Below are 11,534 nucleotides of genomic sequence, written 5' to 3' on the forward strand. Positions count from 1 at the left end.
TTGTCTAGCGCTCGGATACAGGCGATCTTCACCTCAAACGACACGCCACTTGGGGAATGCAGGTTAAGCTCTTTCCATTTGCCTTCGATTTGATCCCAGTTCATCGGGTCATCCTTCCAAATGTGATTGCCATTGCAAGAAGAACCCCCAGCTGGCGCATAGGTTCCGAAGCGGTGCGGGTTCGGCAAGATTGCCGAGCCAATGCGCGATCTTGTGCCATATCGAAACGCAGCTCGGCGCAATTATGCCATGGGAGCGCGTTTCAAGCGCGGCGTAAACTGGAATGTGATCGTAGCACGGGAACCTGATCCGATCTGCCTCGTTAACTGCCGTAATCGCCGGACAGCCGCCTTTGGCACGACACGCTGACGCGGATCTCTGGCCTTGTTGATGTGGAGATAAACATGATCACTCGTAAAGTTATTGCCGCCACGCTGCTTGCCACCCTTATGGGCGGGGCTGCCTATGCCAAGGTCGACCAAATCGCCAAAGTTGATGTCACCGTCGATTTGACGGCGATCCAGAACGAAAAGGCTGTCGCCTATTGGGGCAACATCGAGAAGGATCTTGAGGCTGCAATCGGCGCCCGCGTTGGCGATCTGATGGCCGAAGAAGGCGCCGATGTCTTGGTCGATATTCGCGAAGTTGAGCTGGCCAATGCTTTTGAACGCGAATTGAACCTTGGCGATGCCGTGCTGGTTGGCCAAGTCAATATCAACGATCAGACCGACAACTCCAACTATGATGCTTATGAGCTGAGCGTTTCGCTGGAAAATGCCGCGGTGATCCTACCCGAGGGCACGACGACGCTGATGCTCTCGACCACCGATACGGATGAAAGCTACCGCAAGCTGATTGACGCTTTCGCAGAGGGCGTTGTTTCGCGGCTGAAATAAGCCATGTCTTTGCAATAACTGAATTTATATTTCAGTTATAATGGGTCGCGCCTTAAGGTGCGGCCCCTTATTTGCAGTGTCACGAATTTTTGTCTCTCAATTGCAAAAATAATATCTTAAGGTAAGCTTCTTCTTGGAAAGTGGTACGGCGGGCCATCTTTCACTGTGTGGGTGTGACGATTTTGGCCATGTTTGATGCTGTTTCCGCTTTATGCGCGGGGTCCCTCGGTCGTGGGTGGATCGAATACTGGTGCGCTATATGAAGGCCTTCTTGGGGCGTAGACTTCCTTTTGTCGCCACGGTTGCAGCCGCATTGGTCGGCATCGGAATGACCAGCGCGGTTTATGTCGCCGAAGTGCGGCGGGCCGAGATTGAGTTCAACCGCGCGGCCGACCTTTCCGTTGAGATGATCATGACGCGGCTGCGTGAGCATCTGGTGCTGATCAAAGCGGCCAAAGGGCTGTTCGCCTCTGAGCGGGGCATGCTGGGCCGCGAGAAATTTCTGGTGTTCCTCAGCTCGGTCGGTTTGGACCAAGAGCTTGCCGGTGTGCTGGGCATTGGCGTGGCGCGGCTTGACCACGTGGAAGACACCTCCAATGTCGAGGCGCAGATCCAATCGCTTTATGGTGCACCGATCAAAGCCTATCCGATGACGGATCAGGATTTGAGGGCCACCATCGTTTTGCTTGAGCCGGTTGAGCGCGGCAATCTGGGTGCGATTGGCTATGATATGTACTCAAACCCGGTGCGGCGGGCGGCGATTGATCGCGCCATTCTGACCGGCGAGGCGGAGATGAGCGGCCCGGTGCGGCTGATCCAAGAGGCCAGCGGCGGTCAGAACTACGGCTTTTTGATCTTCTTGGCCTATTCCGGCATCATCACCGATGCGCGCCAAGACCGCACAGCACAGGCAATGGTCTATGCGCCGTTCCGAGGCGAGGATCTGGTCGATGCCGCGATGGGTGAGGCCAGCAACCTGCCGGTCGCCCTGCGCATCACTGACACTGAATATCCCAATATGCCGCTCTTTTCCAGTGAGGCGCAGCCGACGGTGGGGGGGCTGCATGTGAGCCGTGAGGTCGCGGTGATGGGGCGGCAATGGCAGTTCGATATAGCCCAGACGTTGCCCACTCATTGGCAGCGCCATATTGGCTCTGTGCTGGTAGGGCTGATCTCCTTACTCTTTGCCGCAGCAACCGGCTTTGCCATCGCGGCGCGGCAACATGAGGCTGAGCAAGCCCGTGAAGTCGCCTCGGCCGCCTCTCGCGAGGTCGAGTATCGCAGCCTGCTGCTGCAAGAGATGAAACACCGGATTAAGAACCACATCGCCCGGATCCAATCCATCGCTCGTCAAAGCGCGCGTGGGGCGACGGACGTAAAGGCCTTTACCGAAAGCTTCGATGCCAGATTGCAAGCAATGGCGGCGGTACAAGAGTTCCTGGCCGGAACCGCGATGCCGCAGGCCGAACTGACGGCCATCTTGCGCAAAGAGCTGCAGCAGTGCCTTGATACCGATGAGGTGGCGCATCTGATCGACGGACCGGCAGTCTATCTGGATGAACGTCAGGCGCATGCCTTTGCTCTGGTGGTACATGAATTGGTGACCAACGCTTTGAAATACGGTGGTCTTTCGGGTGGGCATCAGAACTTGAACGTGAAGTGGCAGGTGCTGCCAAAAACCGTAGAGGGTGCCGCGCCGCGTGACGGGGCGGCCGCCGGGGCTGTGGGGGCAGAACTGGTCATGGACTGGATCGAGCACTTCCCGGTCAGCGACGAAAAGCTGCAAGCGGGGCTTGGCGGCAAGGGCTTTGGCTCGCGTTTGATCGAGGTGAGCTTGAAGAGTGAGCTTTCGGGCAGCATCACCCGTGAGCTGGCGTCGGACGGATTGCGGATCGCGCTGCGCTTCCCGCTAAATCCGGGCCAGCGACCCAATCGCAGCCCAGATCGCGCCGGCGCGCATAATGTCGGACGCCCGCTCGCTCGCCCCAGCGGGCGCGGCACTGAAGCGCAAGGGCCGTTGCCAAGCTAGCTTTGCTTAGGAATGCCGGTAATGCTGCAAATCCCTGACCGCAGCCCTGCATGTCCTATGAATGGGGCGCGGCCGGGAAGGGCGCGACGCACCCCGCCCGAACCTTCGTGCTCGACCTGACCGAGGGACTTAGACCGCCAGCGTATCGGTCGACGCGAAGAACATTGCCTGACTGACCGCCGAGCGGATTTGCTCTTCGGTATAGGGCTTGTTGATCAAGAAAGCAGGCTCGGGCCGCTCACCGGTCAAAAGCCGCTCGGGGAAGGCGGTGATGAAGATCACCGGCAAAGCGCCGAACTGCGCCAGGATCTCATTCACCGCCTCAACGCCCGAGGAGTTATCGGCCAGTTGAATATCGGCCAAGATCAGATCGGGGCGGTCGGTTGCGGCCATGCTCACCGCCTCGGCATGCGTGCGGGCATTGCCGGTGACCCGGTGGCCCATCGTCTCGACGATATCTGCGATGTCCATCGCGATGATCGCCTCATCCTCAATCACCAGCACCGAGCCGCGCACCGAGGCTTCCATTTCCCGCAAAGCAATCTCCACCAGATGATTGGCCTCATCGCCGTCGATCCCCATGATCGCAGCAATCTGGTCGGTGTCAAAACCTTCGATGGTTTTCAACAGCAAAGCTTCGCGCGAATTATGCGTCAGCGCCGCCAGATGCGATTGGGCGCGGCCGGACACGCCATTGTCCGCTTCGCCAGTCGGTGCGCCCGAGCTGTTCCAGATCGAGTGCATAATTGCAAAAAGCGCCAAGCGGCTGTCGGGATGATTGGCGACCAGATTGGGGTCGGCCAACACCGATTCAAGTACAGCTACAGCATAAGAATCTCCGCTGCTCTGATTGCCGGTCAGCGCACGCGCATAGCGCCGCAGATAGGGCAAATGGCGCGCAACCTTGGTGGACAGGTCGTTGGCATCCTCAGCGATCATCTCAGCTCCAATTTATTTTGCTGTTTAGCGATCTTGTGGGAACCAAACGCTTGCGAGAGCGTATGGTTCCACACAGATCGCAGGAATGTGGACCAATGTCGAGCGAGCAGGACAAAGAGACAACGCGGCGCTTGGCCATCCGCGCCCAGATTGATGAGAATTTGAAACGCGTTTATGCGCGCACCGCCTCGGAAGAATTGCCGGATAGATTCAAAGATTTACTTGCACAGCTTAAAGCAAAAGACAGTTCCGGCGAGCCCGGTAAAGGGGGCGGCTCTTGAGTGTCGAGTTGGCAGCCGCTTCCCCAGATCCACGTGACGGACTTGCATTGGCCATCCCGCGGCTTCGCGCTTTCGCAATCAGTTTGACCCGTGATGTCTCTTCGGCCGATGATTTGGTTCAAGATACAATCCTTAAGGCATGGGCAAATATGGATAAATTTGACCCAGGCAGCAATCTGGATGCTTGGCTCTTTACCATTCTGCGCAACACTTTTTATTCCAGCCTGCGTAAAACTCGGCGTGAAGTGCAAGACAGCGATGGCGCATTTGCCGCCACACTTTCGGTCAAACCGGCGCATGACAGCCGTCTCGCGATGAAGGATTTTCAGCGTGCCTTTGATCAGCTAAGCCCTGAGCACCGTGAAGTGCTGACATTGGTTGGCGCCTCGGGGTTTTCTTGCGAAGAGGCGGCGGGCATGATGAATGTGGCGGTTGGTACCGTTAAAAGTCGGGCCAGCCGCGCCAGAAAGCGGCTGACCGAGCTTTTGCAGCTTGAAGAGGGTGAAGACATGTTCTCGGGCACGGATCGCGCCACGGAAGCTGTTGTCCTACGGGCATCGACGGCCGTCAGTTGAGTTGGCGGCGCAAATCCCGGTTCTCGGCCAGCTCATTGGGCGTGTTGCTGGGATCCACGCTGGTCATGGCGCTTTTGCCATTGGGCATTCTGTCGATGGTGCAGACTTGGGTCTCGCTCGGGCAAGTGGACCAAGCCATATTGCATGGCATCGACGGCGCATCGCAGGCCGGGGTCAGCAAGCAGATTGAGCTGATCCAAGATGCACAATCGGCTGCGAGAACGATTTCTTACATCTTTTCGGTCGGCATGCCTTTGGACATCCAAAGTTGTAACAGCCGTATGAAAGCGGTGGTCGATGAGATGCCGCAGGCCACTTTGGTGACGATGATCACGACCGAGGGCGAAATTGAATGCGCTTCCTCTGACGAGTTCGACAAAATTGCAGCCGAGCCAGCCTTGCTGGATTTGCCGCAAAAGCCTGACCTGTCTTTGACCTATATCCCGCAGGGGCCAATTTCGGGCAAGCCGGTGATCATGGTTGGTGTGCCGGTGATTGATGCGCAAGGGCGCCAGATGGGCGCGGTGGCGCTGATGCTTATTCAGCAAGCCATCACCCCCGCAGCCTACCAAAGCGATTATGGGCTGTGGCAGGCCGTCCTTACGGCAACATATACGTCTGAAGGCGTGCTTTTGGCCGCGGACAGGCCGGTCGAGGAGATCCCCGCACTGCTTCCGGCCAACTTGCAGCTGAATGCGCTGGGCGGTAGCGTTGGAGAGCCTTACTACAGCTACGGCACTGATGGGCAGCGCCGCATTGTCTCGATCACGCGGGTTGCAGATGATGTGAATCTGCTGGCGATCTGGGAACAAGAACACGGTGCTTCGGCTTGGGCCTCGCGGGTGATCCCCTATCTTTTGCCCGCGCTAACTTGGGCCGCCGCCTTGATCGCAGCGTATATTGCCTCGCAGCGGCTGGTAGTGCGCCATGTGCGGGCTTTGGCGCGCGCGATGACCGCCTATATGTCGCATCGCAAGCGCGAGACGGTGCCCGGCATCGCGGACTCGCCGGCCGAGATACAGCGGCTGCACGGTGTTTATGCCGAGTTGATCGCTGCGATTGAGCAGGATGAGGCCGAGTTGGAGAACTTGCTTGTCGACAAAGACAGGCTCTTGCGTGAGGTGCATCATCGCAGTGGCAACAGCCTGCAAATCATCGCTTCGGTTTTGCGCATGTATCGGCGCGAAAGCGGCGATCCGGCGCTGCGCGGCGTGCTGGACGGGCTGATCAACCGGGTGATTGCTTTGTCTTCCACCCACACCAGCCTTTACGGTCTGGAAGGGCGGCAGGATGTGCCGATGGATGCCGTGCTGAATGCCGTCATCCACCGGCTGAAAGAGATCCACGGCATCCCCATTGGCTCGGCCCGCAAACAATTCCAACCGATCACCTTGCCCGCGCAAGCCGCGATCCCGTTGGCCCTGGCTCTGGCTGAGACGGTGAGCTGCTTCTTTGGTGCCAAAGATCAGATGAAGGGCGGCGTCGATGTGGCGCTGGATGTGCAGGGGCAGGATATCAGGCTTTATGTTGAGGGCCCCAACGTGCCCGAGTTCCAGCCCGAAACAACGCATGGGCTTGCCTCACTGCCACGCCGGATGCTGACGCAGTTTGCTGGCCAATTGCGCGGCCGTGTGGTGACGCGGATCGCGGATAACCGTTCGATGGTTGAACTGACCTTCCCGCGCAACTTGCATTGACGCGGTCTGAAATTTCCGCCTGCGCACGCAATTTTCGAAGCGATCACGGGAACTTGGCTTTCGCATTGGCGTTAAGCTTTCAGTTCTGGCGTGCGCTTTCCCAAGGTCACGCCTTTTGTGAAGGGAGCGTTACATGTTGGGTTGGGCCATCACTTTTCTGATCATCGCCATCATCGCGGGTATCCTTGGCTTTGGCGGCATCGCCGGGACCTCGGCCGGGATTGCGCAGATCTTGTTCTTCATCTTCTTGGTATCTTCTTGGTGCTGTTCGTCCTGTCGCTCATTGGCCGCGTGATGCGTCGCGGTTGATATTGAAGGGGGCGGGCGGGTCTCCCCAGCCGACCCTCCCCCTTCAACCCTGCTGCTGCGCAAGCCTAAAAGCCTCAAGACAGATCGCCAGGTGATATAGGCTCACTGGGTGATGATCTTTGCGTTTGGCGAGATGGTGCGGTGGGGAATATGCGCCGTGGCCGGATCAGCTGCGGCCAGGGTCCCCCAAATACGGGCGGCCAAGCTTACGGGCGGCCAAGTTGCCGTGCTCCAAGATGCGGGGGCTGCATCTGCGGCGCGCTCAGCTCAAGGGTGACGAGGATTCCATGCTGTGCCAGGCCGGGCGAGAGTCGTGTGAGAAACTCTTGCAGATTGGCAACCGCTGGCCCGTCGTCCAGCATCAGAGTGACCTGTGCTTGGCGGGGGCGGCGCAGGGCAGGAAGTAAGCTCAACAGCGCGCACATCATGGAAAACACCACCTCCGCCCGCGCGCCGTCACCGGCCAGGACCATCTGGTCCAGACCGCCTAAGGCGTCAATCTCTTGGTGCAGCCGTCCAAGCGAGCTGCTTTGGCGAAAATCAGTCCAGATCATCTGCGCGCCCGGCACCGCCAGCTCCGCCAGCGTCATGTCGACAATCTGACTACCCGCGACCAAAAGCACGGCATCGGCATTGTCCACGCGCTCTAAATCGATGCGAAAAAGCGCCTCGGCATTGATCAAGACGACGGGACGGCGGGGGGGAGTTGGGGGGCTAGCCATCGTCACTTTCCCTCTTCAGCTGTAACTGCGGGCCGTTTTCGCCTTTGACCGAAGCCCACTGGGGGCCTAGTGGCGCGGGTTGCCTTTGGCATTGGCGGGTCCGTAGATCGCCGGTCCGGTGCTTTGCAGTTACCTCTTAACGCGGACCGATAGCCTAGGTTCCCAAGCTTAGCCCGATAACACCGGGAATAAAGGGGGCTGGCCCTGCAGAATTGGTGACGACCGACAGGAGGGGGGCCGCTATGGTGTGCGTTGTCTGATGCTTTTTTACGCTAAATCAGTATCTTAACAAATATGTATTGGGGCGGCCGATTTTGGTGCAAAGTCAGCAAGGCTGCGGAACCCAGCCGCGCGCGATGTCGTTAACGTGACCAGCACCAATCTTGATGAGAGTGCGGGTGGGGGACAGAACATGAGTGCATCCGACCAAGGGCCGAAAGAACCGCCGGCCAAGCCGCCAGCGGCTAAAGCCACCGCGAGAGCCACTGCGAAGCCGGCGACTGCAGTTGCGGCAAAGTCTACTGCGCGGCGGGCAGAGGTGCGGGCCGAGACCGCGCGCGGCGAGCCGCGGACCGCGGTGCACCGCATCGGCACCCGCGCCCTGGAAGAACCGCAGGGGCCGGAAAGTGCCTCGATCGTGACGCTTCCTGTGATGGCGGTCATTGTCGCGGTCTGTGTCATCCTTTCGGTCGGGCAGGAGCTGTTCTTGCCGCTTGCGATGGGGATGCTCTTTGCCTTTATCTTGACGCCGGTGGTCAATGCGCTGCGGCGGCTTGGCTTGGGCGACAAGGTGGCCGTGGTGATCACCGTGGTCGCGGCCTTCGCTTTGCTTGGGGCCTTTGTGTTGATCTTCGCCTATCAGCTCAGCGTCATCGGCTCTAACCTGCCGCAATATCAGGGAAATGTCATCGGCAAGATCGATGCCATCTTTGAGATGGGCAGCGAAAGCAAGGTGATGGCAAGGCTGCAAGAGATGGTGGGCGATATTGGCGCCCGCTTGCAGCCCGTTGAAAATACCGGCACGGGACCGATGCAGGTGCAGGTGGTGGACCACACCAGTCTCACCGATTGGCTGAATGGGGTGATCCTGCCCGCGCTAAGCCCGGTGATCGTCTTTGGTCTGATTGCGGTGGTCGTGGTCTTCGCACTGCTCGAGCGTGGCGAGCTGCGCGACCGTTTGGTGGCGCTGATCGGGGGCGGCAATATCGTCGGCACATCGCGTATGCTGGCCGAGGCGGGGGCGCGGGTCTCGAGCTACCTCGTCGCGCAGCTGATGGTTAACGTGATCTATGCGGTGCCGATCTGGCTGGGGCTCTGGCTCATCGGCGTGCCAAACGCGCTTTTCTTTGGCATCGTCACGCTGATCTTGCGCTTCGTCCCTTATATCGGCACCGCGCTTTCGGCGATCTTGCCGCTTTTGATGGCCTTCGCCGTCTCGCCGGACTGGTCTTTGGTCCTTTGGACGGCGGGTCTGTTTGTCTTGGTCGAGTTTACCACTTCAAACGTGATCGAGCCTTGGTTTTACGGTCGCAAAACCGGTGTCAGCCCGCTGGCGGTGATCATATCGGCGATGTTCTGGACTTGGCTTTGGGGGCCGGCGGGTCTCATCATTGCGACACCGCTGACAGTGTGCCTTGTGGTGATTGGCCAACATATTCCCGGTCTGCGCGTGTTCTCGGTGCTCTTGGGCGACAACCCGGTTCTGGAGGAAACCTCTCGACTATATGACCGGTTGCTGACGGGCCATGTCTTTGTCTTTGAAGAGGCGACCACTTTGGCCTCGGGCGCCGATGAACCTGCGGAAGAGATCGTCGCCTATTATGACACGCAAGCTTTGCCGGTGCTTGTGATGGCGCAAGCCGATCATGAGGCGGGGCAGCTCACCGACCAGCAGGCCAACCGGATCGCCAATTCGATCTTTGCTTTGGCCGAAAAGATGGAGCCGGTGATCGAAGAAGAGCTTATCCCCGAACCCTTGGCCGAGGGCGAAGCGCCGCCCGCGACCCTGCCGGGCGAAGGGCGGCGGGTGGCCGTCATGGGCGCGCGGACTGAGCTTGACGATGCCGCGGCAGAGCTTGTTGGCCAGTCCTTGCGCGCGCGCGGAGCCGAGACTTTGGTCATGGAACACCGCACCTTGCCGGGCCGGGCCTTGCGTGAGTTTGGCGCTGATGCCTTCATGATCGTGGCGCTCGACGGTGCTAGCCAGCCTGCCGCCGTGACACAGTTGCGCCAGCTGCGGCGCCGCTTCTCGGGCTTGCGGGTGGTGCTTGCCACTTGGCCCAATGCCGCGGATCCCGAGGCGGCGGAAGAGGGGCGCTCGCTTGATAAGAACGGCGCGGATGCCGTGGCCGTGGGTATGAAAGAGGCAACGGCCTTGGCCTTTGGCCTGCCGATTGAGGCGCTCGAGGCTGCGGATTTGGCTGTATAAGAAGCCCTTACGGGGTGAACGAAAAGCGCGCGCCCGAATAGAGGCGCGCGCTTTTTCATTTTTACAGATCGAAGGGGAGCGGATCTGGCTTCGCTGCCAGCGTAAAAACCTTATCCGTTATAGGCCACTTCGTGCATGGCAATGCGGATCAAGTCTTGGCCGTCCACGGCGTCGCTCCAATCCACACCTGAGGCAACGACGCAGCTGATCCCGTCCGAGCCATGATGCAGTGCCGTCCATGTCCCCATCAGGGACGAGGTCCAAAGCTCGATCTTCAGCCCCTCGCTGTTGGTTGTGGTGGTGGTCAGGCTTTCGGCGAAGTCGTGCTTTAGCCCCTCGACCATCTCGTCATGCGCGTCGCAATAGGTTTGCGCGGGTGTGGCTTGCGCATGGCCCAAGGCGTCATAGACGGAGGGCGCGGGCTGCGCAGCCGTTGCAGCTTGCGGCGAGACGGCGGCGTGAATGACGATATCTTCCGCAGCAACCTGCGCTGAGCCTTCTTTCCCGGCAGCGAAATTAACGCTGGGCGAGAGCGGGGGCAGGCTGGTCGCGGCAATTGCGCCAGCGGTCACGGTCGAGGCAATCGCCATCGCGGTGCTGTGCATAAACATGTCATTTTCTCCGGTCGTTCCCGTCATGGGCCCTGTCTCGGACCACCCAAACCAACGTGGAGCAGGCAAAACAGGTTCCGCTCTCAGCCTGCCTTGCAGACCTTACTGGCAGATGACGCTACGTCAGGTAAATGCATAGCTTTGCGGCGAACCGCCGCGTTTGCGCCTGCGGCTCGCCGGTCTTTCGCCCAAATCTCTTAGGCTATCTTACCCTTCAAGACCCAAGGCCTGCCGCAACGGGTGCATCGCATGCGGGGCTGGCAGATCCGCAAGAAAGCTATGGCCAAGCCCTTCGGCCATGACCAGCCTGCCGCCCAAAAGTGTGGCGAGCAGTTCTGATTGGTTGCAGACAGGATCGGCCCCGGCGGCGACCACGGTCAGTTTTTGCGGGCGCGGGAAGTCGGGATGGCGCATGTTGAGCGACGGCGTGGCAGCGATCATTCCGGTTGGGTCCAGCTTGCGCCGGTAAGCCGCCATCGACAGCGGTCCAAGCCCGGTGCTTTCATCGGTGGTGGTTGGCGGTGGCGCATCGGGCAGACCACCGGCATAGAACAGCACCAGCTCTTCAATCCGGGCGCGTTCGGCCTCGGTCAGACCGGCATGGGCCCAAAGCGACAAGGCGCCGCCCGCGCTATCGCCCATCACCCGCAGCTTTTCGTGGCGCTGCAACTGGCGCCGAATGGCGGCGACGCCATCTTCGGGCTGCGCGGGCAGGGTGTGCTCTGGCGCCAATCTATAGCGGACCGAGATCACCTCGGCCCCGGTCAGATGCGCGATCCAAGCGGTGTTGATCCGATGCGTCTCGGGCGAGCCCACGATGAAACCGCCGCCGTGGAAATAGACCACCGGCGTGCCGTGCGGATTGGGCGGGGTGAAAATCAGCCCGCCGGGGCAGGGGGCCAGCGGTTCGAGCGTTTGGATGTCGATATCTGGCGGCAGCACCGGCGAGACCACTTCGGCCGAGCTGGCACGGATCCGGCGCAGCTCAACTGGGTCGCCATTGACCCAATCAACGGCGGCACTCTCTTGTATTTCCATTTCTTTCCC

11 protein-coding genes are annotated in these 11,534 nt (G+C 59.8%); 7 read left to right on the plus strand and 4 right to left on the minus strand.

The features are described from left to right. The first annotated feature begins 404 nt into the window (after nt 1-404). Together Q9295_RS15650 and Q9295_RS15655 are read left to right on the plus strand one after the other, a co-directional pair. On the plus strand, nt 405-896 hold the full coding sequence (locus Q9295_RS15650) for a hypothetical protein (protein ID WP_306681524.1): 492 nt from the start codon (nt 405-407) through the stop codon (nt 894-896). A gap of 259 nt (nt 897-1,155) precedes the next feature. Continuing rightward, nucleotides 1,156-2,925 carry a CHASE domain-containing protein gene (locus Q9295_RS15655; RefSeq protein ID WP_306681580.1) on the plus strand — a complete coding sequence of 590 codons (1,770 nt, stop codon included), beginning with the start codon at nt 1,156-1,158 and terminating at the stop codon, nt 2,923-2,925. A gap of 129 nt (nt 2,926-3,054) precedes the next feature. Here Q9295_RS15655 and Q9295_RS15660 read toward each other — a convergent pair whose 3' ends face one another. Next, a complete protein-coding gene (locus Q9295_RS15660; protein WP_306681525.1) occupies nt 3,055-3,864 on the minus strand; it encodes a response regulator in 810 nt (269 codons plus the stop codon). Between the two features lie 95 nt (nt 3,865-3,959). Between Q9295_RS15660 and Q9295_RS15665 the strand changes: the two genes are divergently transcribed. The 4 genes from Q9295_RS15665 to Q9295_RS15680 all read left to right on the plus strand — a co-directional run bounded on the left by Q9295_RS15665 (nt 3,960) and on the right by Q9295_RS15680 (nt 6,712). Further along, the gene (locus tag Q9295_RS15665) at nt 3,960-4,145 is read left to right on the plus strand and encodes a NepR family anti-sigma factor (RefSeq protein WP_306681526.1); all 186 of its coding nucleotides are present in this window, start codon (nt 3,960-3,962) and stop codon (nt 4,143-4,145) included. Further along, entirely contained in the window at nt 4,142-4,720 is a 579-nt protein-coding gene (locus tag Q9295_RS15670; RefSeq protein ID WP_306681527.1) for an RNA polymerase sigma factor, read from the plus strand. Before Q9295_RS15665 ends, Q9295_RS15670 begins: the two co-directional genes overlap by 4 nt. A gap of 41 nt (nt 4,721-4,761) precedes the next feature. Further along, nucleotides 4,762-6,417, plus strand: a complete 1,656-nt coding sequence (locus tag Q9295_RS15675; protein WP_306681528.1) for a sensor histidine kinase — start codon at nt 4,762-4,764, stop codon at nt 6,415-6,417. Nucleotides 6,418-6,550: 133 nt separating this feature from the next. After that, a complete protein-coding gene (locus tag Q9295_RS15680) occupies nt 6,551-6,712 on the plus strand; it encodes a DUF1328 domain-containing protein (protein WP_373457474.1) in 162 nt (53 codons plus the stop codon). Nucleotides 6,713-6,932: 220 nt separating this feature from the next. Here the strand turns inward: Q9295_RS15680 and Q9295_RS15685 are convergent, their stop codons facing one another. Further along, nucleotides 6,933-7,448, minus strand: coding sequence for a hypothetical protein (locus tag Q9295_RS15685; RefSeq protein WP_306681529.1), 516 nt, complete (start codon nt 7,446-7,448; stop codon nt 6,933-6,935). A 538-nt stretch (nt 7,449-7,986) separates the two neighbouring features. Here Q9295_RS15685 and Q9295_RS15690 point away from each other — a divergent pair. Continuing rightward, nucleotides 7,987-9,876, plus strand: a complete 1,890-nt coding sequence (locus Q9295_RS15690; RefSeq protein WP_306681530.1) for an AI-2E family transporter — start codon at nt 7,987-7,989, stop codon at nt 9,874-9,876. Nucleotides 9,877-9,986: 110 nt separating this feature from the next. Here the strand turns inward: Q9295_RS15690 and Q9295_RS15695 are convergent, their stop codons facing one another. After that, nucleotides 9,987-10,487 carry a hypothetical protein gene (locus Q9295_RS15695; RefSeq protein ID WP_306681531.1) on the minus strand — a complete coding sequence of 167 codons (501 nt, stop codon included), beginning with the start codon at nt 10,485-10,487 and terminating at the stop codon, nt 9,987-9,989. Between the two features lie 207 nt (nt 10,488-10,694). Continuing rightward, complete coding sequence (locus tag Q9295_RS15700) at nt 10,695-11,525, minus strand: alpha/beta hydrolase (RefSeq protein WP_306681532.1); 831 nt, start codon at nt 11,523-11,525, stop codon at nt 10,695-10,697. Nucleotides 11,526-11,534 lie beyond the last annotated feature (9 nt).

Source organism: Pseudogemmobacter lacusdianii, assembly GCF_030848395.1.
Lineage (GTDB): Bacteria > Pseudomonadota > Alphaproteobacteria > Rhodobacterales > Rhodobacteraceae > Pseudogemmobacter > Pseudogemmobacter lacusdianii.

Excerpts from the sequence above, each read along its gene's own strand:
- Q9295_RS15695 (WP_306681531.1), bottom strand. The coding sequence starts at position 10,487 with ATGTTTATGCACAGCACCGCGATGGCGATTGCCTCGACCGTGACCGCT.
- Q9295_RS15680 (WP_373457474.1), top strand. The coding sequence starts at position 6,551 with ATGTTGGGTTGGGCCATCACTTTTCTGATCATCGCCATCATCGCGGGT.
- Q9295_RS15685 (WP_306681529.1), bottom strand. The coding sequence starts at position 7,448 with ATGGCTAGCCCCCCAACTCCCCCCCGCCGTCCCGTCGTCTTGATCAAT.
- Q9295_RS15650 (WP_306681524.1), top strand. The coding sequence starts at position 405 with ATGATCACTCGTAAAGTTATTGCCGCCACGCTGCTTGCCACCCTTATG.
- Q9295_RS15655 (WP_306681580.1), top strand. The coding sequence starts at position 1,156 with ATGAAGGCCTTCTTGGGGCGTAGACTTCCTTTTGTCGCCACGGTTGCA.
- Q9295_RS15665 (WP_306681526.1), top strand. The coding sequence starts at position 3,960 with ATGTCGAGCGAGCAGGACAAAGAGACAACGCGGCGCTTGGCCATCCGC.
- Q9295_RS15660 (WP_306681525.1), bottom strand. The coding sequence starts at position 3,864 with ATGATCGCTGAGGATGCCAACGACCTGTCCACCAAGGTTGCGCGCCAT.
- Q9295_RS15700 (WP_306681532.1), bottom strand. The coding sequence starts at position 11,525 with ATGGAAATACAAGAGAGTGCCGCCGTTGATTGGGTCAATGGCGACCCA.